Origin of the sequence: Pseudomonas sp. 2835, assembly GCF_050435905.1 — a bacterium.
GTDB lineage: Bacteria > Pseudomonadota > Gammaproteobacteria > Pseudomonadales > Pseudomonadaceae > Aquipseudomonas.
Genome location: NZ_JBNDLE010000024.1, coordinates 1 through 22,676, shown reverse-complemented (window position 1 = coordinate 22,676; position 22,676 = coordinate 1). Strand labels below are relative to the sequence as shown.

Below are 22,676 nucleotides of genomic sequence, written 5' to 3'. Positions count from 1 at the left end.
CATGGCACTGGAACAACTTCAGGCGTTTCGCCACGACCGCGCGCAAACCGAACTGGGCCCGGTCGAGCACATCGGCCCGGACGGCTACCCGCTGCTGGCCGGCTCCGAACTGCGCCACGAGCATGAGCTGATCGGCGAGCTGCTGCCGCTGCTGCAAAAAATTCACGGCCGCCCCGATGCCATGGTCTTCGCCTTGGGCAAATTGCCGGCGGTGATGGCCCTGAGCCCTGACCCGGCGCTGCGCACACGCCTGGTGCTGGCGCTGATCGAACGGGTGGTGGCCTACAACGGTGAGCTGAGCACCGCCAGTGCCGGCCATGCCTTCTCGCACATTTTCGACTACGGCGTACTGCCGGCGCTGATGACCTGGCTGATGGAAAACGGCGCCGACGTCGGCCAGTTGGCCGAGCCTGTGCTGCAGTGGTTCACCAGCTACCGCTTTGCCTATTACGGCACCCTGCCGACCCTGACGGTGGCCGACTGGGTCATCGCGCAACACTTCAGCACAGTGCCAACTGACCTGCGTGACCTGCTGATCATGCTGCGCAGCCAGTGCGCCGACCTGGGCCACTACGGCAACTTCGGCGAACAACTGCTGGCCAAGCTCGACCCGCTGCTGGGCAGCGGCGCCTGGCAGGTGTTGGCGCCGTGCGAACACTGGACCCAACTGGCCCTGGAAGACCTCGAACAACTGAGCCCCGAGGTGCGCGAAGACTGGCTGGCGCTGTTGCGCCAGGCCGCTGCCGCAACGTCGGCGCGGCCCTCGGCAAAATGGCTGAAGAACGCCCAGGCGCTACTGGCCAAGGTCGGCGAAGCGCCGTTGCGGGCGGCACTGCTGCGCTGGTTTGCGCGGGTCGATGCCGGGCGCTGCGGCGCATTGCTCAACGTCGGCTGGGAAAGCACCGATGACCGCGCGCGCATGCACGATGGCAACGCCACGGTGCTGCGCGGCCTGTTGTGGATGAGCGCGCCACTGGCCGACAGCGAACTGACCCGGGCCATTGCCCGCCTGGCCCTGAGCGCCTACCGCAAGGTGCGCGGCATCGGCCCGCGCGCGCCGAAGGTCGGCAACGCGGCGGTGTTCGCGCTGTCGTCGATCCCAACCAGCGAAGCGGTCGGGCAACTGGCCCTGCTCAAGGTGCGGGTCAAGTTCGGCACCGCCCAGAAGGAAATCGAAAAAGCCTTCACCAGCGCCGCCCAAGCCCTGCAGCTGCCCCGTGACCAGATCGAAGAGCTCGGCGTGCCGACCTATGGCCTGGAACAGGTCGGCCTGCGCCGCGAACGTTTTGATGACGGCGCCTTTGTCGCCGAGCTCAAAGTCGATGGCAAGACCGCCAGCCTGAATTGGTTCCGCGCCGACGGCACGCCGCAAAAATCGGTACCGGCCAAGGTCAAGGCCGACTACAAGGACGAGCTCAAGGAGCTGCAAGGCGCGGTCAAGGATATCGGCGCCATGCTGCCGGCCCAGGCCGAGCGCCTGGACAGCCTGTTCCTGCTGGAAAAGCACTGGCCGTACGATCAATGGCAGGAGCGCTACCTCGACCATCCGCTGATCGGCACCCTGGCGCGGCGGCTGATCTGGGTAATCAGCGACGGCGGCCAGCAACACGCCGTGGTGTTCAACGAAGGCTGCCTGCAAACCCTCGACGGCAGCACCATCAGCCCTTCCAGCGAGGCCGAAGTGCGCCTCTGGCACCCGATTGGCCGCCCGCTGGAGGAGGTCCTGGCCTGGCGCGAGCGCATCGAAGCGCTGCAGATCACCCAGCCGTTCAAGCAGGCCCACCGCGAGGTCTACCTGCTGACCGAAGCCGAACGTACCACCGCCACCTACTCCAACCGCTTCGCCGCGCATATCCTGCGCCAGCACCAGTTCCACGCCCTGGCCGCCGCCCGCGGCTGGCGCAACAAGCTGCGCCTGATGGTCGATGACACCTACCCGCCAGCCAGCCGCGAACTGCCGGCCTGGGGCCTGCGTGCCGAGTTCTGGATCGAGGGTGTGGGCGACGACTATGGCGTCGACACCAACGAGGCGGGAGCCTTTCTGCGCCTGAGCACCGACCAGGTGCGTTTCTACCCCATCGACGCCGCCCAGCGCAGCGCCCATGCCGGTGGCGGTGGATATGCGTTGAACCGCTGGGACAACGCCGAGGACGCCGCGCCCTTGCCGCTGGACCAGGTGCCACCGCTGGTGCTCAGCGAAGTGATGCGCGACGTCGACCTGTTCGTCGGCGTCGCCTCGCTGGCCAACGACCCGCTATGGGCCGACGGCGGGCCGGACGGCCGCTACCGCGATTACTGGCACAACCATTCGTTCGGCGAGCTGGGTGCCACCGCGCAAACGCGCAAGCAACTGCTGGAAAAACTGCTACCGCGCATGACCCGCCTGAAGGACAAATGGACCCTGCACGGGCGCTTCCTGGAAGTCACCGGCAAGCTGCGCAGCTACAAGATCCACCTGGGCTCGGGCAACATCCTCATGCTGCCCAACGATCAGTACCTGTGCATCGTCCCCGACGCCAAGGCGCGGCTGAAAAACACCCCGCAGTACCTGCCGTTCGAGGGCGACGCGCTGCTGTCGATCATCCTCTCCAAGGCCTTGCTGCTGATTGACGACGACAAGATCAGCGACCCGACCATTACCCGGCAGTTGGCTTTGAAGTGAACGTGAAAAAGGATTGCCCCGTGTCCGCCATGAGGCTGTTGCTGCTGAGTTTGTTGCTGGTCGGCACGGTTTGCGTGGCCGATGACGAGGACTATCCGGACCCATTGTACGGCTTTGTTGTCGGGCCTTATGCGCTGATCGGCAAAGCGCCGGATAACGGCGCCACGTATTCGGGCCGGGCCACACTGCGCTATGTGGACGGACAGTTGTTGCTGACAACGACCCTCGACGGCAAGACCCGCACCGCCATCGGCCAGGTCGAGGTCGCGGCCATTGCCAAGGCCAAGGTGCTGCGTTTCACCTGGCCCGGGCATCGCTCGACCTGCCTGATCCACGGTGACCTGGACAACTACGCGCGCCTGACCTGCTACTGGCAGCGCGACGGCGTCGAGCACAAGGAGCCGGGCATGGAAAGCTACTTTCCGACTGCCACCTGGCCGGAGAATCGCCAATGAAAGCAGAAACCGAGCGCCCGCACGTGGTGGTCATCGGCGCCGGTATCGTCGGTGCCTCGATTGCCTATCACCTGAGCAAGCACGCCCAGGTGACCGTGATCGACAAGGGGCAGCCGGGCCTGGGAGTCACCTCGCGGGCCTTTGGCTGGATCAACACCACGGCGCCTCAGCCTGGCGAATTCGCGGCACTGCGCAATCTGGCGATTGCCGAGTATCACCGGCTGCAAGGCGAACTGGGCACGGTGCCGATCAACTGGATCGGCGCGCTGTCGTTCAGCGACACGCCCTCGCCCGCTGATGGTGTCGAGCTGATCGGCCCCGCTCGCGTGCAACAGCTTGAGCCGCACTTCAAAGCGCCCCGCCAGCAAGCGCTGTTTGCACCGCAGGAAGGCTCGATCGAGCCGCTAGCGATGACCCGTTTGCTGCTGGAGCACGCCCAGGCCAACGGCGCCAGCGTGCTCAGCGACACGCAGGTGCTGGCGATTGAATGCCGGGACGGCGCTGTCGAGGCGCTTGTCACCGCTGGCGGACGGCTTGCTTGCGAGCGCCTGGTCGTGGCGGCAGGCACCGAGTGCAAAGCCTTGCTGCAGCCCTTGGGCGTCAGCTTGCCGCTGCACCCGTCGCCGTCGATCCTGATCCGCTTGCGGGCACACCAGCAACTGGTACATACCCTGATCGCCAGCAGTGAACTGGAAATCCGCCAACCGACGCCGGAGCTGATCCTGGCCGCCGAAGACTACCTCGACGCCGACGGCGAAGACGGTCCCCAGGGCATTGCCCAGCGGGCGCTGAACACCATCCGCAACAGCTTGCACGGCGGCCAGGGCCTTGAGCTGATCAGTACCGAGGTTGGCTGGCGGCCCATGCCGGATGATCGCATCCCCATCATCGGTACCTTGCCAACGGTCAGTGGCCTGTACCTGGCGGTGATGCACTCGGGCGTTACCCTGGCGGCCGTGGTTGGCCGGTTGGTGACGCAAGAGCTGATCGACGGCCAGCTGGCGCCCGAGCTGCATGGCTGCCGGCCTTCGCGTTTCAGCCTGTCGCTGCCTTCAACAGCCAGGCTTTGAACGCCGCCATCGCCGGGCTTTCGGCTTTGGACTGCAGGCGCGTCAGCCAGTAGCTGCCAGTGCCAATACTCAGGTCAAAGGGCTGGCGAATGGCATCGCTGGCCAGCAACCGCTCGAACATCAGCGGTGGCGCCAGGGCCACGCCGGCGCCTTGCAGCGCTGCCTCCATCATCCCCAACGACGAATCGAAGACCATGGTCCGCGAAGGCTGTACTGCGCCCGGCAGGCCTGCGGCCTGGAACCATTCGGCCCACTCGTCGCTGCGGTAGGAGCGCAGCAGGGTGTGTTGCAGCAGGTCGGCGGGGCTGTGCAACTGCACGGCAATCGACGGTACGCACAACACCGACAGCGGCGCCTCCAGCAAGGGCTGCGCATCGATGCCATGCCAGGCGCCACTGCCAAAACGAATGGCATAGTCCAGGCCTTCGGCGGCAACATCGACGCGGTTGTTGTTGGTCGACAGGCGCAAATCGATAAACGGGTGCAGGGCCTGGAACTCCGGCAGGCGTGGCAGCAGCCAGCCAACGGCAAAGGTGCCCACCGCGCCCACGGTCAGTACTTCGCGGTAATGGCCGCCATCGAAGCAATCGAGGGTCTGGGCGATGCGGTCGAAGCAGTCGCGCAGCACCGGCAGCAAGGTTTCGCCTTCATTGGTGAGCATCAAGCCGCGTGGCAGGCGCTTGAACAGGGTGACCTTGAGCTGGGCTTCAAGGCTCTTGACCTGATGGCTGACCGCCGCCTGGGTCACGCACAACTCGATCGCTGCGCGGGTAAAGCTCAAGTGCCGGGCCGAAGCCTCGAACGCACGCAGGGCATTCAGGGGCAGGTGCGGTCGGATCATGCAGACTCCCAAATTTTTCTAATGGCTGCTGCGAAATATCATCGTTTGTGCAACCTGGGCAAAGCGCCTAGATTGGCGCTCCCTGCTGCAGCCAGGCTCACAACAGTCCACTTAAGGAAAGGTTGCCGATCATGCACCAAAAAACCAACCTCAAGCCAGGGATTCTGGCCACTTTTGCCCTGTGCCTGGTTGCCGGGCAAAGCCTTGCGCAGACGCCGCTGGAGTCAACGGTGAGCGCCGCCGTGGGCCCGCTGATGCAGCAACAGGCGATTCCCGGCATGGCCGTGGCCATCAGCGTCGATGGCCAGCAGCACTACTTTAACTACGGTGTGGCGTCGAAACAGAGCGGCCAGGCGGTGAATGGCGAGACCCTGTTCGAGATCGGTTCGGTGAGCAAGACCTTCACCGCCACCCTCGCAGGCTTTGCCCAGGCCAGTGGCAAGCTGAGCCTTGGCGATGCGGCCAGCAAGCACTGGCCCGCGCTCAAAGGCACCGCGTTCGATGGCATCACCCTGCTCAACCTCGGCACCTACAGTGCTGGCGGCCTGCCCTTGCAGTTCCCTGACGAGGTCAAGGGCGAGGCTGACCTGCCCGGTTACTACGGCCACTGGAAAGCCGATTACGCACCCGGCACCCACCGCCTGTATTCCAACCCCAGCCTGGGCCTGTTCGGCTACCTCACGGCAAAAAGCCTGGGTACGCCGTTTGCGCAGTTGATGGAACAACAGCTGCTGCCGCAACTGGGCCTGCAGCACAGCTACCTGCAGGTGCCTGCCGCGCAACTGGGCAACTACGCCCAGGGTTACAACAAGCAGGACCAACCCGTGCGCGTTGGCCCCGGGCCGCTGGATGGCGAAGCCTATGGTCTGAAAGTCACGGCCGTGGACCTGCTCCACTACCTGGACCTGAACATGCAGCCGCACAGCCTGAGCAAACCGCTGCAACGGGCCATCGCCACCACCCAGACCGGCTATTACCAGGTCGGTGACATGACCCAGGGCCTGGGGTGGGAACAGTATGCCTACCCGGTGAGCCTGGAACGGCTGCAGGCCGGCAATGCACCGTCGATGGTGCTGGAACCGCAACCTGTGACCTGGCTGAAACCGGCGCGACCGCTGCCGGCCGACACCCTGCTGAACAAGACCGGCTCGACCGATGGATTTGGTGCCTACGTGGCGTTCGTGCCGTCAAAACGCATCGCCATTGTGTTGTTGGCGAACAAGAACTACCCCATTGCCGAGCGGGTGAAGGTGGCGCACCAGATCCTCACGGCTCTGGCCAAGTAGAATCGCGGGGCAAGTCGAGGCGTCGCCCCGCCGCTCCCACAGGTCCTACGCAGTGCTTAAAGTTGGCCTCACGGCAACCCGTTGCGCCCATGCAAACGATAGCCTTCACGCTCGTTCAGGCGGTCATAGTAAGCCTCGACCGCCGGCAACGCCGGGCGCTCCATGGGCGTCTGCAACCAGCGATTGACCGACAGGCCGATGGCAATGTCCGCCAGGGAAAAGTCCTGGCCACTGACATAGGCCCCGGTACGCTGCAACTGACGTTCAAGGATGGTCATGTTCTTCGCCCAGTTGCGGCAGCCCGCCGCCAATGCTGCAGGGTCCTGGTGGGTCGGCGCCTTGCGCACCAGCGAGACAAAGGCATAACTCCACGAGCCATTGAGGTCGGTGGCCTGCCAGTCCAGCCATTGATCGACCCGCGCCCGCGCCTTCGGCTCGGCCGGGTACAGCTGCTGGCCGCCATACTGGGCGGCCAGGTAACGGATGATGGTGTTGGACTCCCACAAGACGAAATCAGCGTCGACAATCACCGGCACCATGGCGTTGGGGTTCAGCGCCAGGAACGCCTCATCCTCGGTGGAGCGAAAGCCCGAGCCCCAGTCTTCGCGCTCGAACGGCAGCTGCAATTCGGCGCAGGTCCACAGCACCTTGCGCACGTTGATCGATGAAGCCTTGCCGAGTATCCGTAGCATCATTCACTCCTGATGGTCATGTTGTCCCAGGTGTTGCAAAAACAGGCTGAACAGCTCCGATTGGGACGATACCCCAAGCTTGCTGTACAGGTTGCGGCGGTGCACCTTGACCGTCTCCTGGGAGATGTCCAGGCGCTTGGCGATGGCCTTGCTGGAGTTGCCGCGCAGCACCAGGCGCGCGGTTTCCAGCTCGCGCGCCGACAGCGTGTCGCTGCCAAAATGCTCCAGGGCCCGCTCGACCGGGGTCGAACGCTCAGTGGCCTGCAATGGATGCTGCTGTTGCCAGTGCTGGCGCATCAAGGCCAGCAGCCACGGCGCCAGCAGGCTCAGTTGGCCGATGGTCGCGGTCTGGTAACGCTGGTTGGCGCCCAGGGAAATGGCCAGGACCTTGCCCGGCTCAAGGTTGAGGATCAGCTGCAGCTCATCCTCGCCGACCAGGGCACGAAAGTAGTTGTTGAAGTAGTCGCTCTTGCGAAACTCGTCCGGGGCGACCTCTTCCATGCGGTACACGCCATCGGCGAGGCCGTCGCGCATGGCCTGGATAAACGGGTCGAGCAGGTACAGGCCGCCCAGGTACAGGGGCGCTGCCGCCGGCGCATCGCGAAAGCCGCGGTCGAATTCCTCCAGCACCTGGGGCGCGCCGTCGCGCTCCACCAGCAAGGCCAGGGCGGTGTCGCACGGCAGCAGTTGATCGAGCAGCACGATCAACTGATGCCAGAACCCCGGTTTGCCAAGCTGGTCGATGACCCGGGCAAGGCCATGGTGATGGGCGGCGGCTTCGAATAGCAGGTTCACCGATAACTCCTAGGGGGTAACGATTGGGGGGAATCGCCAGCGGCAGGTCGGGCTCCTAGACTCTGCTCACCGGCACGCAGTATTGCCGTTGCTCAAGCACTTGTCATGCTGTCCGAGCAACGACCCTTGCGGGCCCTTCGAACCTTCCAACAGGAGCTGTGAATCAATGCGTGTACGTGATCTGGGCATTCGTATCGGCGTGGGCACCCCTGGCGCGTTCAACGCCATCACCGATGTGCCGGGCGTGCGTGTCGGCCATCACACCGTGCAGCGCGGCAGCGGCGACCACGCGGTCAATACCGGCGTCACGGTGATCGAGCCGCGAGCCCAGGCCGCCAGCCTGCAACCATGTTTTGCCGGCGTGCACGTGCTCAACGGCAACGGCGATGCCACCGGCCTTGAGTGGATTCGCGAAGCCGGCCTGCTGACCACGCCGATTGCCTACACCAACACCCACAGCGTCGGCGTGGTCCGCGATGCGCTGGTGGCGGCCGAGCGCGAGATGGGTAAGGCACGCACTTACTGGTGCATGCCAACGGTGCTGGAAACCTACGACGGCGTGCTCAACGATATCTGGGGCCAGCACGTGACTGCCGAGCATGTCCATGCAGCACGTGCCGCGGCGCAATCGGGGCCGGTGGCCGAAGGTTGCGTCGGCGGCGGTACCGGGATGATCTGCCACGAGTTCAAGGGCGGTATCGGCACCTCGTCACGGGTTCTGGATAGCGCGGCCGGTGGCTGGACCGTCGGCGTCCTGGTGCAGGCCAACTATGGCGTGCGCGGCGCCCTGCGGGTGGCCGGCTACCCGGTCGGCCAGGTGCTGGGCGAGGTGCATTCGCCGTTCAGCGCGCCGCGCAACGTTGGCGAGCCGGGCATGGGTTCGATCGTCATCACCCTGGCCACCGACGCCCCGCTGCTGCCGCATCAGTGCACGCGCCTGGCGCAACGGGCCGGTGTCGGCCTGGCGCGGGTCGGTGGCGGTACCGAGGACTCCAGTGGCGATATCTTCATCGCCTTCTCCACCGGCAACAGCCTGCCAGCGGCCAACTTTGGCCACCCGGGGGCACTGACCAGCACGGTGCAGACGGTCAACAACGAGCACATCTCGGCGTTGTTCAGCGCCGCTGCCGATGCCGTCGAGGAAGCCATCGTCAATGCCCTGCTGGCTGCCACCGACCTCGAGGCCCATGGCAGCAAGGTCCTGGCGCTCACGCCCGAGCGCTTGCTTGAGGCCCTGCAGGCGGTCGGCTGGAAGGCCTGACAGCGAAAGGCACTCGTTGCTGCGACAATTTGTCGGTATGGTGGTGTTCTGAAGATGGACGTTTACCCGCTCACAGGAAACCCAGAATGCCCCAACGTGAAGTTATCAATGCATCTGTCAGCCCAAAAGGCAGCCTGGAAACACTGTCTCAACGTGAAGTACAGCAACTGAGTGAAGCCGGTTCCGGCAGCCTGTACACCCTGTTCCGCCAGTGCGCGCTGGCAATCCTCAACACCGGCGCGCACGTCGACAACGCCAAGACCATCCTCGAAGCCTACAAGGACTTCGAGGTACGCATTCACCAGCAGGACCGCGGCGTGCGCCTGGAACTGCTGAACGCCCCGGCCGATGCCTTCGTCGACGGCGAAATGATCGCCAGCACCCGCGAAATGCTCTTCAGCGCCCTGCGCGACATCGTCTACACCGAAAGCGAACTGGCCAGCCAGCGCATCGACCTGGAAAGCTCCCAGGGCATCACCGACTACGTCTTCCACCTGTTGCGCAACGCCCGCACCCTGCGCCCTGGCGTGGAACCGAAAATGGTCGTGTGCTGGGGCGGTCACTCGATCAGCACCGAGGAATACCAGTACACCAAGAAGGTCGGCCATGAGCTCGGCCTGCGCAAGCTGGACGTCTGCACCGGCTGCGGCCCGGGCGTAATGAAAGGCCCGATGAAAGGCGCGACCATTGCCCACGCCAAGCAGCGCATGAGCGGCAGCCGCTACCTGGGCCTGACCGAGCCTGGCATCATCGCCGCCGAAGCGCCCAACCCGATCGTCAACGAACTGGTGATCCTGCCGGACATCGAAAAACGCCTGGAAGCCTTCGTGCGCGTCGGCCACGGCATCATCATCTTCCCTGGTGGCGCCGGTACTGCCGAAGAGTTCCTGTACCTGCTCGGCATCCTCATGCACCCGGATAACCGCGGCCTGCCGTTCCCGGTGATCCTCACCGGGCCCAAGAGCGCCGCGCCGTACCTGCAGCAACTGCATGCGTTCGTGCGCGCGACCCTGGGCGACGAGGCGCAGGCGCACTACCAGATCATCATCGACGATCCGGCCGAAGTCGCCCGGCAGATGGTCGACGGGCTCAAGGAGGTCAAGCAGTTCCGCCGCGAGCGCAACGACGCCTTCCACTTCAACTGGCTGCTGAAGATCGAAGAAGGCTTCCAGCGCCCCTTCGACCCGACCCACGAGAACATGGCCGGGCTCAAACTCAGCCGCGCGCTGCCGCCTCACGAACTGGCCGCCAACCTGCGCCGGGCGTTTTCCGGGATTGTTGCCGGCAACGTCAAGGACAAGGGTATCCGCCTGATCGAGGAGAAAGGCCCGTACGAAATCAAGGGTGACAGCGCCGTGCTCGAACCCCTCGGCCAGCTGCTGCAGGCGTTCGTCGACCAGCACCGGATGAAGCTGCCGGGCGGCGCCGAATACGTGCCCTGCTACCGCGTCGTGAGCTGATTCATGCCCCTCCCCCGCTTGCGGGCACAGCCTGTGCCCGCAACATTTGCTGCTATTTTCCTACACCCTTCAGTGAACCAGCCCGCAGAAATATGGTCTTTCAGCAGGCGGCCTGCGCGCACGCCGACTCTTCACCGGCCCAGTCATCGGGCTTTTATTGTTTATTTCACGCGAAGACCATCATGCCTATCTCTCGTCCTGTTTCTGCGGCGCCCGCGCTGTTTTCCTCCTGCAATCCGGGCGCGCGCCGCCTGCTGACCGGCAGCCTGATAGGCGCCCTGCTGGTTCTGGCCAACCCGCTGCATGCCGAAGAGGCCGCACCCAGCAGCGAGCGCTGGGTCAGCGACAGCTTGAGCACCTACGTGCGTAGCGGCCCTACCGACGGCCATCGTATTGTCGGCAACCTCAAGTCCGGGCAGAAGGTCACCCTGCTGACCACCCAAGGCAACTACAGCCAGGTGCGCGGTGAATCCGGCGACACCGTGTGGATCACCAGCAGCGACCTGCAGGCCGTGCCCGGCCAGGCCGAGCGCCTGCCGCAGCTGACCGAGCAGGTGACCCAGCTCAGCGAACAGCTCAAGACCATCGACGACAGCTGGAAGACCCGCGTGCAAGGCATGCAAGAGACCCTCGACTCGCGCAAGGCGCTGATCGACGAACTGCAAGCACGCAGCAAGGCACTCAATGCCGAGCTGAGCGACACCCAGTCGGAACTGCGCAGCACCCAGGCACGCCTGGGTGACGAGAACAAACAGGTGTTGATGCGCTACATGGTGTACGGCGGCGGCATCGCCGGGGCCGGTTTGCTGGCGGGTTTGATCTTGCCGGCCTTGAGCCGCGGGCGTAAGAAGAATGACCGCTGGTTCTGATGGATAATCCTGAGGTGCTCAGCGATCCCTGTGGGAGCTGGCCTTGCCAGCGATCGGCCGCGCAGCGGCCGTGATGCGCAGCATCCAGCCAAAAGTCATCCCCGCCGCCGCCAGTAAAATCAAGCCGGAACCGGCCAGTTGCAGGCTACTCAGCGGGTGCCCCAGGGCCAGCCAGTCGACCAGGATCGCCACCACCGGGTAAATGAACGACAAGGCGCCAACCAGGCTGGTAGGGATTTTCTGGATGGCGCTGTACAACAAGGTCGACATCAAGCCGGTATGGACGATGCCGATGGAGGCCAGCAAGGCCCAGGTGCCGGGTGCAAGGCTCAAAGCCGGTAGATGGGCAAAGGGCGCCAACAGCACCACCCCGACCAGCATCTGGATCAGCACGATCAGGTGTGGCGCCACCCCCTGCAAGCGCTTGGTGATAGCGGCAGCGACGGCATAGAAAAACGCCGCGCCCAGGGCCATCAGCACACCCAGGCGGTAGTCACCGGCAACACCATCAACGCTCGATCCGGCCAGGACGATCAGCAGCATCCCGGCGAACGCCGCCAGCAGCCAGCCGGCCTTGTTGACGGTCATCTTCTCGGCGAACAGCAGCATGCCCAAGCCCACCAGCATGAACGGCTGGGTGTGGTAGACCACCGTAGTGACCGCAATCGAGGCATGGGCATAAGCACTGAACAGCAACACCCAGTTCAGCACCAGCGCCACCCCGCCCAACGCCGCAGCCAGCGCCTGCCGAGCGCTAATCATTCCTCGCCCCAGCAAGCCCAGCCCGGCACAGGCCAGCAACAATGCCAACGCACCGAACAGGCAGCGCCAGAACACCACTGCCGTTGCCGGCTGGTCTGCGGCCAGCACGAACCAGCCCACCGTGCCAGAGATCACCATGGCGGCGGTCATTTCCAGGGTGCCGCGTGTCTTGAGGTTCATGGCGAGCTGAATCCTGTCATAACGAACAAAGGTCCGTTATGCTGAACAGATGAACAGCGTTCGTCAAGACGAACAAATGACCGGCAGAGCGAACACATGATCGAAGCACATTCCCCCATCCTGCTGCTGGCCAGCGCCATCCGTCGTGAGCGCGAGCGCCTGGGCCTGTCGGTAACCGAACTGGGCAAGCGCGCGGGCCTGGCCAAGTCGACCCTGTCGCAACTGGAATCAGGGGTCGGCAACCCCAGCCTGGAAACCCTCTGGGCCCTGGCCACTGCGCTGCAGGTGCCGGTCAGCCGGCTGATGGGCCAGCCGCGCCAGCATGTGCAGGTGATTCGCGCCGCTGAAGGCGCCGCCAGCCATAGCGAGCAGGCCCATTACGCCGCCACCCTGCTCGCCGCCTGCCCGGCCGGGGCGCAGCGCGATATCTACCGGCTGCGGGTGCAGCCGGGTGAACCGCGGCTGTCAAAACCGCATCCACCGGGTACCCTTGAGCACGTGATCCTCTGCAGCGGCCGCGCCCGGGTCGGCCCGATCGAGCAAGCGGTGACCTTGGAGGCCGGTGACTACATGAGCTATTCGGCCGACGCCCCGCATGTGTTCGAGGCCCTGGCCGCTGACACCCTGGCGGTGATGCTGATCGAACACGCCTGAAACGAGGATTGTCCATGAGCGAACTGCTGCTGCGCCGCCTGCACCTGCCCGAGCCGATCGGCCAGGTGCTGATCGTCGGCGATGACCAACGGCTGCTGGCGCTGGAATTCGATGAGCCAGAAAAACGCCTGCTGCGGCTGCTGCGCACCCGTTTCGGCGCCGCTGTGCAATTACGCGAAACCGCTGGGCTGACGGCGCTTGCGGATGCTGTGCAGGCCTATTGCTGCGGCCAATTCAAGGCGTTTGATGCGCTGGCGGTTGATGCCGGCGGCACGCCGTTCCAGCAACGGGTGTGGGCGGCGTTACGCGCTATTCCAGCAGGCAGTACCCGCACTTACGGGCAGATCGCATCACAGCTGGGCAACCCGGCAGCTGCACGGGCGGTGGGCTTGGCCAATGCACTGAACCCGGTAAGCCTGGCCATTCCCTGCCATCGGCTGGTGGGCAGCAATGGCTCACTGACAGGTTATGGCGGTGGTATTGAACGCAAGCGCTGGTTATTGGCCCACGAGCGTCACGCCTAGTTATATTATTTATACATGTTATAATCGTCCGTTAATTGTTTTGGAGGGCATTCTATGACTACATTTCAATTCATCGCCGGCATGACCTTGTGCTTTGCAGCCCTTGCGCTAAAAGCCTACCTGATCCTGAAACCGCCCGTAAAAGCCGGGCCTGGCGCTCGATAATCAATAGTAAGCCGGTATAAAAAAATGCCCCCTTTTGATATATCAAGGGGGCGTTTTTTATTTAGCCGATCAGAAATCCCAGCGGGTGGTCAGCATCAAGTTGCGCGGGTCACCGTACGACATCGAATTATAAAAACCGATGTTGGTGTAATAACGTTTATCGAACAGGTTGTTGGCATTGACCGTGGCCGAGAAACGCTCGGTGAACTGATAGCGGGCCATCAGGTCCACCAGCCAGAACGGGTCCTGGGCGAACTCCTCGTCGATGCCCTTGGGGCGGTTGTGCAGTACCTGCCAGCCCTTGCCCTGCCAGCGCGCACCGCCGCCGACTGTCAGGCGATCGAGCGCGCCCTTGAGCTTGTAGCTGGTGTAGAAGCTGACCTGGTCTTCCGGCTCCCAGGTCGACACCTTCTGGCCGTCGTCATCGCGAATCACTTTGTGGGTGTAGCCGCCCTGCAACTGCCAGCCCGGCGCCAGTTCACCCGAGACTTCAGCTTCGAAGCCCTTGGTCTTGGCTTTGACGCCCATCCAGGCGAAGCCCACCGCCGGGTTGGTCGGGTCACCGTTGTACTGGTTGTCCTCGACGGTGCGGTTGCTCTGGTGGATCTCGAAATAAGCAAGGCTGGCGTTGACCCGGCCATCGAGGAACTCGCCCTTGATACCCACCTCGTAGTTCTGCCCTTCGTCCGGGTCCAGCAGGCGGTCGGTGCGGTCGCGGAACCAGCTGTCCTGGGGCATGAAGATATCGGTGTAGCTGGCGTACAGCGAATAGGTGTCGTTGAGGTCATAGACCGCGCCTACGTAAGGGATCAGGCGGTCGTTTTCCTTGTTGTCGGCGTCGATGCCGTCGTAGCGGTAGTTGACCAGGCGCCCGCCGAGCAGCAGGGTCAGGTCGTCGACAGGGTGCAGGCGCGCGGTGAGGTAGGTGCCGTTCTGGCGAACCTTGTCGTCGGTGCGCGCCGACACCGGGCCCCAGTCAGGTTCGGCGATGTCGCCGTCCCAGTTGGGGAAGTCGAGGATGTTGTTGTTGGCATGGGTAACGTCGCGGTAGTCGTTGCCCTTCCAGCGCGAGGCGCTGTACGAGTTGCCGATCACCAGTTCATGCTCGCGGCCGAACAGCTGGAACGGCCCGCTCAGGTACAGGTCCAGGGAGTTGCTGACGGTTTCGCCGGTGTACTTCTGCGCGTAGATACCGGCGGTGCCGTCCGTGCGTGGCTGGTAGCCCTGGATCGAACCGAGCGGCGCGTGGTAGCCGTTGATCTTGTGATCGAGCTGGGCCTTGGCCACCCAGCCGTTGTCCAGGTGATGCTCGAGGCTGGCAAACACGGTGCGTGTGTACTGCTCCCAGCTGCTCCATTTCGCCGCGTTGTTGAAATGGTGCGAGACATTGTTGGTGTCGCCATTGCCATCGTACAGCGGCACGGTGCCCGACCAGCTGGAGCCTTTGGGGTTGTTGTCCTGGTAATCGGCGCCGACGGTCAGCAGGGTGTCGGGGTCGAGGTCAAACTCGAGGATGCCGTAGTAGACGCTGGTTTTGCGCTGGTAGTGGTCGAGGAACGAGTGCTTGTCCTGATAGGCCGCCACCGCCCGGCCACGCACGTTGGCGCTGTCGGTCAACGGGCCGCTGACGTCCAGTTCGCTGCGGTAGTTGTCCCAGCTGCCGGCGCCCAGATCAAAATGGCCCTTGAACTCGGCGGTGGGTTTCTTGCGCACCAGGTTGATGGTCGCGCCCAGCGAACCTGCGCCGGTGAGCAAGCCGGTGGCGCCCTTGAGCACTTCGACGCGGTCGTAGATGGCCATGTCGCTGAGGCTGTTGCCAGCCGAGTAACCGACGTTGCGCGAGGTCGAAGGAATGCCGTCGTACTGGAAGTTGCTGATGGCAAAACCGCGTGCGTAGTAGCTGTTGCGCTCGGTGTCATAGGCCGAGACAGTGATGCCCGGGGTGTGGCGCATCACATCGTCGATGTTGTTGAGGCCAAAGTCATCCATGTGCTGGCGGGTCACCACGGTGATCGACTGCGGCGTCTCGCGCGGCGTCAGTACCAGGCGTGTGGCGGTGGCAATGGTGCCGGGGGTGTAGGAGTGGCTTTCTTCGGTGATGGTCCCCAGCTGGTTGCTGGTGACCTCGGTGGCACTGAGGTTGATCGCGCCCGCCTCGTTCACTTCGCGCACCAGGCTGTAGCGCCCGTCGGCTTCCTTGATCAGCGCCAGGCCCTTGCTGGCGAGCAAGGCGCGCAGGCCCTCCTCGACCCCGTACTGGCCGTGCAGGCCTTCGCTGCGCAGGCCCTGGGTCAGCGCCGGGTCAAACGACAGCACCACGCCGGCTTCGGCGGCAAAACGGGTCAGCACCTGGCCAAGATCGTCCTTGGCCAGGTCGTAGCTGCGCGCGGCCGATTCGGCCTGGGCCATGCTCAAGGGCAACAACAGCGCGCAACAGCGCAGGGCGTGGTGAATCGGGCGGGTTCTCATTCGATGCGTTCTCTTCTGGTTGGCATTCAGGCAGTGGGCCTGCCTTCCATAAGTCGAACGACAAGACGAATTAATATCATTTACATAAAAAATACTTTTACTGGCGTGCCTCTACCGTCACCCAATACGGCGTGCGCTGGCTGACCCGCACCGGCAACGTGCTTTCCAGGGCGCGGAAGATCTGCGCCTGGTCGTCGAGCCTGAAGGTGCCACTGATACGCAGCCCCACTACCTCCGGCGCGCAACGCAGCCAACCACGGCGGTAGCGCGCCAGGTCGGCGACAAATGCCCCCAGGTACTGTTCGTTGGCGATCAGCAGGCCCTTGCTCCAGGCATCCAGGTTACCCTCCAGTGGCGAACTGAGCACCAGCGCCGGGTTGGCGAAGCGGCATTGCTCGCCCGCCTCCAGCAGCGCACCGCCGCCCTGCTCGCCCGCCAGCACCTGCACGCGGCTTTCGAACACCGCCAGGCGCGTGGTGTTTTCGCCGGCCAGCAGCGAGAAGCGCGTGCCCAGTGCCTGCACGGTGCCGTGGCGGGTTTGCACCAGGAAGGGTCGATTGGCCGGGTCCTTGGCGGTGGTGATCAGCAACTCGCCGTCGCGCAGCACCAGCAGGCGCTGCTGAGGGTCGAAGCGCACATCCACGGCGCTGGCGGTGTTGAGCTGGACCTGGCTGCCATCGTCCAGGGTCAGGCTCAGGCGTTCGCCGGTTCGGGTGTGATAATCAGCGAACCAGGGGCCCTGGCGCGCCTGCTGGTAACCGCCCCACCCCACAGCGCCGGCTCCCGCCGCCAGCACCAGCCCCTTGAGCACACCGCGACGGCCCAGCGCCGGTTGCTGGCCTGCCAGTTCCAGGGTACGCCCGGCAAGGCGGGTGGGCATTTGCTGCAAGCGTTGCTGCACCCGCTCGACCTGCTGCCAGGCCCAGCGGTGTTGCTCGTCGGCCTGCAGCCAGGCGTGCCAGGCGGCGTGTTCAGCGCTGCCGGCGCTTTCATCACCGAGGCGCGCACGCCAGGCGGCGGCCTGCTCAAGGGCGGCGAGCTGGCGCGAATCGAGGGCGGCCATCAGTCAGCCTCGTGTTGCAGGCTGTACAGCGTGCAATGGTGCAGGGCCTTGGCGATGTCGCGGTTGACCGTGACCACCGAGATACCGAGGGTTTCGGCGATGGACTTGTAGGTCATGCCGTCCAGTTGCGAGAGCAGAAAGGCCTTGCGCACCCGGGCACCGAGCCCGGCAAGCATGGCATCCAGTTCGCACAGGGTTTCCAGCAAAATGGCTCGGGCTTCGGCAGAGATGTCCAGGGCTTCGGGCTGCTCGGCCAGCGCCTGTATCCAGGCACGTTCAAGCCGGGCGCGGCGAAAGTGATCGATCATCAAGCGCCGGGCGATGGTCGCCAGGTAGCCCCGGGGTTCGCGCACGGCGCGCAGGCGGTCGACGGCATCGTCGGCACTGAGCACGCGCACGAACACGTCCTGCATCAGGTCGGCAGCCAGGTCATGGCACTCCACCCGCGGACGCAGCCAGCTGGTCAGCCAGCGGTGATGAGCCTGGTACAAGTGGCTGACCTGCTGGCGCAGGGCGGGGTTGGAATCGGTCATGGCGACTCGAAAAAGTAAATGAGAATTTCTATCATTCTATGCGAATGAGTGAAGTGGTTGGAAGAGCGCCGGTGAACCCTGCAAATTGCGCCGGCTCTGTGGGACTTGCCGGCGATCGAGCGCAGAGCGCTCGCAATCACGGCCAATTTCAGTCAGCCTGACCACACATCTCTGCTCTTTCAGGAAGGAACCGCCCCATGTCCCTCGTCGACACCTACCTCAGCGGCCTGCGCCAGGCCCTGCCAAGCGAAGAGCTTGAACAACTGAACCTCGCCCACGGCGCCTCGCCCGCCGACCTGCAAAAACTCAGCGCCCACTACCCGCTGTGCCCCGACAGCCTGCTGAAATTGCTCGGTCAGATCGACGGCACTCATTTTCGTGAGTACCCAGGCGGCACGGTCATCGTCCTGGTGCTCGGTTCGGACGTGTTCGAATACCCCTACTACCTCAGCGCCACCGGGCAGATCCTCGAAGACGCCAGGGGTTACACCGACAGCATTCGCGGCATGTACGGCGAGTACCTGGAGGAATACCCGGAAACCGTCGGCCCGGGCGTCGACAGCGACCTGGCCATGAACCAGCGCCTGTGTTTCTCCCATTGCATGAACAACGGCGGCAGCTCGAAGCTGTACATCGACTTCAATCCCGCCGCCGGTGGCACTGTCGGCCAGGTGGTGCGCTACCTGCACGACCCGGACAGCTATGAAGTGATCGCCGACAGCTTCGACCAGTACCTGCAGCAACTGATCGACGATGACTATGCCTTCGTCGAACGCGAAATCTGAGCTCCATTACCCATTCAGGGTTACTCCATCAACGTAATTACCGCCCACGCCGTCGCGTCGCATACTCGGTTCCAGCCCCACGCAAGGAACCCCGATGAAGATCGAACTGATACAACTCGCCGGCCGCGACGGCGATACCGCCTACAACCTGCAACGCACCCTTGAAGCGATCGCCAGTTGTGCGGCCGACACCGACCTGCTGGTGTTCCCGGAAACCCAGCTGATGGGTTTTGCCAGCGCCGAACAGTTGCCCGAAGTTGCCGAAACGGTGGACGGCCCCAGCATCCAGGCGGTGCTGCAGGCGTTGCGCGAGCGCGACGTGGCGGTGGTGATCGGCCTGGCCGAAAAGGCCGACGGTCGCTTCTACAATACCTCGCTGCTGCTAACCCCCGAGGGCATCGCCCTGCGCTACCGCAAGACCCACCTGTGGCCCTCGGAGCGCGGCCTGTTCACCCCCGGTGATCGCTACGCCACCACCACCTTCAAAGGCCTGCGCATCGGCCTGCTGATCTGCTACGACATCGAGCTGCCGGAAAGCAGCCGCGCCCTGGCGCAACTGGGCGCCGAACTGATCGTGGTCAGCAACGGCAACATGGACCCCTACGGCCCGGTGCACCGCACCGCGATCATGGCCCGCGCCCAGGAAAACCAGGCCTTCGCGCTGATGGTCAACCGCGTCGGTGCAGGCGATGACAACCTGGTGTTCGCCGGTGGCAGCGCCGTGGTCGACCCGCATGGGCGCCTGCTGTTCGAGGCGGGGCGCGAGGCCTGCCGGCAAGTCATCGAGCTGGACCTTGGGCAGCTTGACCAGGCGCGCCGCGACTACGACTACCTGGCCGACCGGCGCCTGCACCTGCCCGGCCAGCGCCTCGAACACGCCGATGGCCGCCGCGAACTGCTGATCCCCTGAGCGCTACCCCTATAACAAGAATCCGGAGTGCCCTTCATGAAGTCCATCCGTCGCCTGCCCCTGGCCCTGGCCGCGTTGCTCAACCTGGCAGCTGCCCAGGCCGCCGCGCCCAGTGTGCACATCTACAACTGGTACGACTACATCGCGCCGAACACCACCAAGGAGTTCCAGCAGGCCTCGGGGATCGCCCCGGTGTACGACGTGTTCGACAACAGCGATGTCATGCAGAGCAAGCTGATGGCCGGGCGCAGCGGTTATGACGTGGTGTTCGCCAGCGCCGACCTGCTGCCCAACCTGATCAAGGCCGGGGTGCTGGCCGAACTCGACCGCAGCCAGTTGCCCAACCTGGCGCACCTGGACCCGCAGATACTCGCCAAACTGCAGGGCAACGACCCCGGCAACCGCTTCGCCGCCCCCTACTTGTGGGGCACCACGGGCCTGGGTTACGACGTCGACAAGGTCAAGGCGCGCCTGGGCCACGATGCACCGCTCAACTCCTGGGACCTGATCTTCAAGGAAGAAAACATCGCCAAGCTGGCCGACTGTGGTGTGGCCATGCTTGATGCGCCCGGCGAGATCATCCCCATCGCCCTGCACTACCTGGGCCTGCCCTACAACAGCAAGAACCCCGAGGACTACCGCAAGGCCGAAGCGCTGCTGCTCAAGGTGCGCCCGCACATCGCCTACTTCGATTCCTCGCGGTTCATCTCGGACCTGGCCAACGGCAACGTGTGCGTGGTGCTCGGCTGGTCCGGCGGGGTGTTCGATGCCAAGCTTGCCGCCGACAACGCCAAGAACGGCCGCGACATCCGCTACAGCATTCCGCGCGAGGGCGCGCCGTTCTGGCTCGAAAGCATGGTCTTGCTCAAGGATGCGCCCAACCCGCAGCAAGGCCTGGCTTTTATCGACTACATGCTGCGCCCCGAGGTGATTGCCGCCTCGACCAACTACCTCGGCTACCCCAACGCCAACAAGGATGCCGCGCCACTGGTGAACGCCAAAATCCGCGACAACCCCTCGGTGTACCCGCCCCAGGCGGTGCTCGACACCCTGTTCGCCCTGGAGCCGCTGCCACTCAAATACGAACGCATCCGCACCCGGGTGTGGAGCAAGGTCAAGACCGGCAGTTAGTTGGGAGAAGTGCCTGGGTGATCGCCGCGCCTCAGTCCTCCAGCGGCTTGGGCGGTGGCAAGGGCTTAGGTGGTTTTGCCGGCTTGGCCGGTTTGCCATCCTTGCCGGGCTTTGCGTCTTTCTTGCCCTTGTCGGGCTCATTCTTCAGGTCGGCAACGGTCGGCGGCACGATGGCTTTCTCTGCTGCCGGCAACTGGTCGACCGCATCGAAAATTGCCTTGGGTTCGAGGGTGCCGGTGTGTTCGAGCCGGTGCAGTTCGCCGTCCTTGCCTACCAGTACCACCGGGGTGACCATGGTATCCCGGGCGCTGAACTTGAACTTGCGGATCAGGGCCATGGTCTCCTGCTGCTCCAGAAACTTGTCATCGCGTTTGCCGACCATGCTTGCGACGCTATACAACACCAGTTTTCGCTCCTCAAAGGCAGCCTTGGTGGCCGGGTCTTTGAGGGCCTCTACTAACTTACGCAAGGTTGGGTCGGCAGTACTGGGGGCAAGGACAATCAAGGGGCGGGCCTTGTACAGATCCTGGGCCAGAGGGTCATCGCTATCGGCAGCGAGGGCGGGGCCGGCAACGAAGGCCAGCAGGGTGGCGAGGGTCAGTGACCGGACAAGCATGCGCATCTCCTTTCAATTTCCATGCATCAAAGACTACAAGTCGCGACGAAAGATCCGGGTTGCGAGCCTAAACTACAGGGCCAGATGAGTGGGCAAAGCAAAGGTAACTTCCGATTACCAAGTGCGACCTTGGATGCATACCGAAAGGTCTGTCATCCGATTCTGAGGATAGCTGAAGGCCGCCTGCCATGCCCGTCGACCACCCTGGAAAAAGGCCTGAACCATGAGCATTGCCAATACCCTGCTGTTGCTGCTGATCCTTGTTACCGCGTTGGGCTGCGGATTGATGGGCGGATTGTTCTTCGCCTTCTCCAACTTCGTGATGCAGGCCCTGGAGCGCATCCCGGCGCAGAGCGCGGTCACCGCCATGCAATCGATCAACCAGGTGGTGCTCAATCGTCTGTTCCTGTCGTTGTTTCTCGGCACCGCCGTCACCTGCGCGATCCTGCTGACCTGGGCCTGGCTGCGCTGGCCGCTGCCCGGCAGCTTGTGCATCGGCATCGGCAGCGGCCTGTACCTGCTCGGCAACGTACTGGTAACCCTGCTCTTCAACGTGCCACGCAACCAGAGCCTGGCACGCCTGGACCCGGCCAGCAGCGAAGCGGCCAGTGCCTGGCCCACCTATGCACGGGTGTGGAACCGCTGGAACCATGTGCGCACCATCACCGCCCTGGCGGCGACGGCGTGGTTGATGGTGGCCTTGCTGCGAGTGGTGTGGACTCAACAGTAGATCTGTGTACACCGGAGCTGGACTTGCTGCCTGCACCGGCCTCATCGCCGGCAAGGCCGGCTCCCACAATAGATTTGCATGTACCGGACCTGTGGGCAGGCCTTGCCTGCGATCGTAATCCAGACGCCACCTGATGTGCTGGCTGTACCGGCCTCATCGCCGGCAAGGCCGGCTCCCACAATAGACTTGCATGTACCGGACCTGTGGGCAGGCCTTGCCTGCGATCGTAATCCAGACGCCACCTGATGCGCTGGCTGCACCGGCCTCATCGCCGGCAAGGCCCACACAATAGACTTGCATGTAGCCAACCTGTGGGAGCAGGCCTTGCCAGCGATCGAGTGCGCAGCGCTCGTAATCCAGACGCCACCTGATGTGCTGCCTGCACCGGCCTCATCGCCGGCAAGGCCGGCTCCCACAATAGACTTGCATGTAGAGGACCTGTGGGCAGGCCTTGCCTGCGATCGTAATCCAGACGCTACCTGATGCGCTGCCTGCACCGGCCTCATCGCCGGCAAGGCCCACACAATAGACCTGCATGTACCAGACCTGTGGGAGCAGGCCTTGCCAGCGATCGAGTGCGCAGCGCTCGTAATCCAGATGCCACCTGATGTGCTGGCTGTACCGGCCTCATCGCCGGCAAGGCCCACACAATAGACCTGCATGTACCGGACCTGTGGGAGCAGGCCTTGCCAGCGATCGAGTGCGCAGCGCTCGTAATCCAGATGCCACCTGATGTGCTGGCTGTACCGGCCTCATCGCCGGC

21 protein-coding genes are annotated in these 22,676 nt (G+C 64.0%); 13 read left to right on the top strand and 8 right to left on the bottom strand.

Annotated features, from left to right (window positions below; translation table 11 throughout):
• The first annotated feature begins 1 nt into the window (after window position 1).
• From ABIE20_RS24245 to ABIE20_RS24235, 3 genes are read left to right on the top strand one after another with little or no spacing between them, the layout of a single operon-like run.
• Window positions 2–2,662 carry a DUF4132 domain-containing protein gene (locus ABIE20_RS24245; protein WP_429507869.1) on the top strand — a complete coding sequence of 887 codons (2,661 nt, stop codon included), beginning with the start codon at window positions 2–4 and terminating at the stop codon, window positions 2,660–2,662.
• A 29-nt stretch (window positions 2,663–2,691) separates the two neighbouring features.
• Window positions 2,692–3,117: a hypothetical protein gene (locus ABIE20_RS24240; RefSeq protein WP_429507933.1), complete on the top strand. Its 426-nt coding sequence runs from the start codon at window positions 2,692–2,694 to the stop codon at window positions 3,115–3,117.
• On the top strand, window positions 3,114–4,187 hold the full coding sequence (locus tag ABIE20_RS24235; RefSeq protein WP_429507868.1) for an NAD(P)/FAD-dependent oxidoreductase: 1,074 nt from the start codon (window positions 3,114–3,116) through the stop codon (window positions 4,185–4,187). Before ABIE20_RS24240 ends, ABIE20_RS24235 begins: the two co-directional genes overlap by 4 nt.
• Here the strand turns inward: ABIE20_RS24235 and ABIE20_RS24230 are convergent.
• The gene (locus ABIE20_RS24230; protein ID WP_429507866.1) at window positions 4,153–5,028 is read right to left on the bottom strand and encodes a LysR family transcriptional regulator; all 876 of its coding nucleotides are present in this window, start codon (window positions 5,026–5,028) and stop codon (window positions 4,153–4,155) included. The two genes, ABIE20_RS24235 and ABIE20_RS24230, sit on opposite strands and share 35 nt — an antisense overlap.
• A gap of 131 nt (window positions 5,029–5,159) precedes the next feature.
• On the opposite strand from ABIE20_RS24230, the gene ampC reads away from it, so the two are divergent.
• Window positions 5,160–6,314: a class C beta-lactamase gene (ampC, locus tag ABIE20_RS24225; RefSeq protein ID WP_429507865.1), complete on the top strand. Its 1,155-nt coding sequence runs from the start codon at window positions 5,160–5,162 to the stop codon at window positions 6,312–6,314.
• A gap of 68 nt (window positions 6,315–6,382) precedes the next feature.
• On the opposite strand, the gene ABIE20_RS24220 is transcribed toward ampC, so the two are convergent.
• Both ABIE20_RS24220 and ABIE20_RS24215 read right to left on the bottom strand, forming a co-directional pair.
• A complete protein-coding gene (locus ABIE20_RS24220; protein ID WP_429507863.1) occupies window positions 6,383–7,006 on the bottom strand; it encodes a glutathione S-transferase family protein in 624 nt (207 codons plus the stop codon).
• Between the two features lie 3 nt (window positions 7,007–7,009).
• Window positions 7,010–7,801, bottom strand: a complete 792-nt coding sequence (locus ABIE20_RS24215; RefSeq protein ID WP_429507862.1) for a response regulator transcription factor — start codon at window positions 7,799–7,801, stop codon at window positions 7,010–7,012.
• A gap of 166 nt (window positions 7,802–7,967) precedes the next feature.
• Between ABIE20_RS24215 and ABIE20_RS24210 the strand changes: the two genes are divergently transcribed.
• The 3 genes from ABIE20_RS24210 to ABIE20_RS24200 all read left to right on the top strand — a co-directional run bounded on the left by ABIE20_RS24210 (window position 7,968) and on the right by ABIE20_RS24200 (window position 11,391).
• Window positions 7,968–9,062, top strand: a complete 1,095-nt coding sequence (locus tag ABIE20_RS24210) for a P1 family peptidase (RefSeq protein WP_429507860.1) — start codon at window positions 7,968–7,970, stop codon at window positions 9,060–9,062.
• Between the two features lie 86 nt (window positions 9,063–9,148).
• Window positions 9,149–10,522 carry a nucleotide 5'-monophosphate nucleosidase PpnN gene (gene ppnN / locus ABIE20_RS24205; RefSeq protein WP_429507859.1) on the top strand — a complete coding sequence of 458 codons (1,374 nt, stop codon included), beginning with the start codon at window positions 9,149–9,151 and terminating at the stop codon, window positions 10,520–10,522.
• Between the two features lie 182 nt (window positions 10,523–10,704).
• Window positions 10,705–11,391 carry a TIGR04211 family SH3 domain-containing protein gene (locus tag ABIE20_RS24200; RefSeq protein WP_093381520.1) on the top strand — a complete coding sequence of 229 codons (687 nt, stop codon included), beginning with the start codon at window positions 10,705–10,707 and terminating at the stop codon, window positions 11,389–11,391.
• Between the two features lie 18 nt (window positions 11,392–11,409).
• Here ABIE20_RS24200 and ABIE20_RS24195 read toward each other — a convergent pair whose 3' ends face one another.
• Entirely contained in the window at window positions 11,410–12,333 is a 924-nt protein-coding gene (locus tag ABIE20_RS24195) for a DMT family transporter (protein WP_429507856.1), read from the bottom strand.
• A 96-nt stretch (window positions 12,334–12,429) separates the two neighbouring features.
• Between ABIE20_RS24195 and ABIE20_RS24190 the strand changes: the two genes are divergently transcribed.
• Together ABIE20_RS24190 and ABIE20_RS24185 are read left to right on the top strand one after the other, a co-directional pair.
• Window positions 12,430–12,987: a helix-turn-helix domain-containing protein gene (locus ABIE20_RS24190; RefSeq protein ID WP_429507854.1), complete on the top strand. Its 558-nt coding sequence runs from the start codon at window positions 12,430–12,432 to the stop codon at window positions 12,985–12,987.
• 14 nt (window positions 12,988–13,001) lie between these two features.
• On the top strand, window positions 13,002–13,511 hold the full coding sequence (locus tag ABIE20_RS24185; protein ID WP_429507853.1) for a methylated-DNA--[protein]-cysteine S-methyltransferase: 510 nt from the start codon (window positions 13,002–13,004) through the stop codon (window positions 13,509–13,511).
• A 234-nt stretch (window positions 13,512–13,745) separates the two neighbouring features.
• On the opposite strand, the gene ABIE20_RS24180 is transcribed toward ABIE20_RS24185, so the two are convergent.
• The 3 genes from ABIE20_RS24180 to ABIE20_RS24170 all read right to left on the bottom strand — a co-directional run bounded on the left by ABIE20_RS24180 (window position 13,746) and on the right by ABIE20_RS24170 (window position 17,741).
• Window positions 13,746–16,145, bottom strand: coding sequence for a TonB-dependent siderophore receptor (locus ABIE20_RS24180; RefSeq protein ID WP_429507851.1), 2,400 nt, complete (start codon window positions 16,143–16,145; stop codon window positions 13,746–13,748).
• A gap of 97 nt (window positions 16,146–16,242) precedes the next feature.
• Complete coding sequence (locus ABIE20_RS24175; RefSeq protein ID WP_429507850.1) at window positions 16,243–17,208, bottom strand: FecR domain-containing protein; 966 nt, start codon at window positions 17,206–17,208, stop codon at window positions 16,243–16,245.
• Entirely contained in the window at window positions 17,208–17,741 is a 534-nt protein-coding gene (locus ABIE20_RS24170) for a sigma-70 family RNA polymerase sigma factor (protein ID WP_429507849.1), read from the bottom strand. The genes ABIE20_RS24175 and ABIE20_RS24170 overlap by 1 nt, the downstream gene beginning before the upstream one ends.
• A gap of 197 nt (window positions 17,742–17,938) precedes the next feature.
• Here ABIE20_RS24170 and ABIE20_RS24165 point away from each other — a divergent pair, with 197 nt between their 5' ends.
• The 3 genes from ABIE20_RS24165 to ABIE20_RS24155 all read left to right on the top strand — a co-directional run bounded on the left by ABIE20_RS24165 (window position 17,939) and on the right by ABIE20_RS24155 (window position 20,567).
• Window positions 17,939–18,526, top strand: coding sequence for an SMI1/KNR4 family protein (locus ABIE20_RS24165; protein WP_429507848.1), 588 nt, complete (start codon window positions 17,939–17,941; stop codon window positions 18,524–18,526).
• 94 nt (window positions 18,527–18,620) lie between these two features.
• Window positions 18,621–19,436 carry a carbon-nitrogen hydrolase family protein gene (locus ABIE20_RS24160; protein ID WP_429507846.1) on the top strand — a complete coding sequence of 272 codons (816 nt, stop codon included), beginning with the start codon at window positions 18,621–18,623 and terminating at the stop codon, window positions 19,434–19,436.
• A gap of 36 nt (window positions 19,437–19,472) precedes the next feature.
• On the top strand, window positions 19,473–20,567 hold the full coding sequence (locus ABIE20_RS24155; protein WP_429507845.1) for a polyamine ABC transporter substrate-binding protein: 1,095 nt from the start codon (window positions 19,473–19,475) through the stop codon (window positions 20,565–20,567).
• 31 nt (window positions 20,568–20,598) lie between these two features.
• On the opposite strand, the gene ABIE20_RS24150 is transcribed toward ABIE20_RS24155, so the two are convergent.
• Complete coding sequence (locus ABIE20_RS24150) at window positions 20,599–21,183, bottom strand: DUF4174 domain-containing protein (RefSeq protein WP_429507843.1); 585 nt, start codon at window positions 21,181–21,183, stop codon at window positions 20,599–20,601.
• Window positions 21,184–21,406: 223 nt separating this feature from the next.
• Between ABIE20_RS24150 and ABIE20_RS24145 the strand changes: the two genes are divergently transcribed.
• A complete protein-coding gene (locus ABIE20_RS24145; protein ID WP_429507841.1) occupies window positions 21,407–21,913 on the top strand; it encodes a DUF1772 domain-containing protein in 507 nt (168 codons plus the stop codon).
• The last annotated feature ends 763 nt before the right edge of the window (window positions 21,914–22,676 follow it).

Excerpts from the sequence above, each read along its gene's own strand:
- ABIE20_RS24195 (WP_429507856.1), bottom strand. The coding sequence starts at position 12,333 with ATGAACCTCAAGACACGCGGCACCCTGGAAATGACCGCCGCCATGGTG.
- ABIE20_RS24210 (WP_429507860.1), top strand. The coding sequence starts at position 7,968 with ATGCGTGTACGTGATCTGGGCATTCGTATCGGCGTGGGCACCCCTGGC.
- ABIE20_RS24175 (WP_429507850.1), bottom strand. The coding sequence starts at position 17,208 with ATGGCCGCCCTCGATTCGCGCCAGCTCGCCGCCCTTGAGCAGGCCGCC.
- ABIE20_RS24150 (WP_429507843.1), bottom strand. The coding sequence starts at position 21,183 with ATGCTTGTCCGGTCACTGACCCTCGCCACCCTGCTGGCCTTCGTTGCC.
- ABIE20_RS24220 (WP_429507863.1), bottom strand. The coding sequence starts at position 7,006 with ATGCTACGGATACTCGGCAAGGCTTCATCGATCAACGTGCGCAAGGTG.
- ABIE20_RS24200 (WP_093381520.1), top strand. The coding sequence starts at position 10,705 with ATGCCTATCTCTCGTCCTGTTTCTGCGGCGCCCGCGCTGTTTTCCTCC.
- ABIE20_RS24235 (WP_429507868.1), top strand. The coding sequence starts at position 3,114 with ATGAAAGCAGAAACCGAGCGCCCGCACGTGGTGGTCATCGGCGCCGGT.
- ABIE20_RS24155 (WP_429507845.1), top strand. The coding sequence starts at position 19,473 with ATGAAGTCCATCCGTCGCCTGCCCCTGGCCCTGGCCGCGTTGCTCAAC.
- ABIE20_RS24185 (WP_429507853.1), top strand. The coding sequence starts at position 13,002 with ATGAGCGAACTGCTGCTGCGCCGCCTGCACCTGCCCGAGCCGATCGGC.
- ABIE20_RS24160 (WP_429507846.1), top strand. The coding sequence starts at position 18,621 with ATGAAGATCGAACTGATACAACTCGCCGGCCGCGACGGCGATACCGCC.
- ABIE20_RS24190 (WP_429507854.1), top strand. The coding sequence starts at position 12,430 with ATGATCGAAGCACATTCCCCCATCCTGCTGCTGGCCAGCGCCATCCGT.
- ABIE20_RS24165 (WP_429507848.1), top strand. The coding sequence starts at position 17,939 with ATGTCCCTCGTCGACACCTACCTCAGCGGCCTGCGCCAGGCCCTGCCA.
- ABIE20_RS24245 (WP_429507869.1), top strand. The coding sequence starts at position 2 with ATGGCACTGGAACAACTTCAGGCGTTTCGCCACGACCGCGCGCAAACC.
- ABIE20_RS24180 (WP_429507851.1), bottom strand. The coding sequence starts at position 16,145 with ATGAGAACCCGCCCGATTCACCACGCCCTGCGCTGTTGCGCGCTGTTG.
- ABIE20_RS24240 (WP_429507933.1), top strand. The coding sequence starts at position 2,692 with ATGAGGCTGTTGCTGCTGAGTTTGTTGCTGGTCGGCACGGTTTGCGTG.
- ABIE20_RS24170 (WP_429507849.1), bottom strand. The coding sequence starts at position 17,741 with ATGACCGATTCCAACCCCGCCCTGCGCCAGCAGGTCAGCCACTTGTAC.
- ppnN (WP_429507859.1), top strand. The coding sequence starts at position 9,149 with ATGCCCCAACGTGAAGTTATCAATGCATCTGTCAGCCCAAAAGGCAGC.
- ampC (WP_429507865.1), top strand. The coding sequence starts at position 5,160 with ATGCACCAAAAAACCAACCTCAAGCCAGGGATTCTGGCCACTTTTGCC.
- ABIE20_RS24230 (WP_429507866.1), bottom strand. The coding sequence starts at position 5,028 with ATGATCCGACCGCACCTGCCCCTGAATGCCCTGCGTGCGTTCGAGGCT.
- ABIE20_RS24145 (WP_429507841.1), top strand. The coding sequence starts at position 21,407 with ATGAGCATTGCCAATACCCTGCTGTTGCTGCTGATCCTTGTTACCGCG.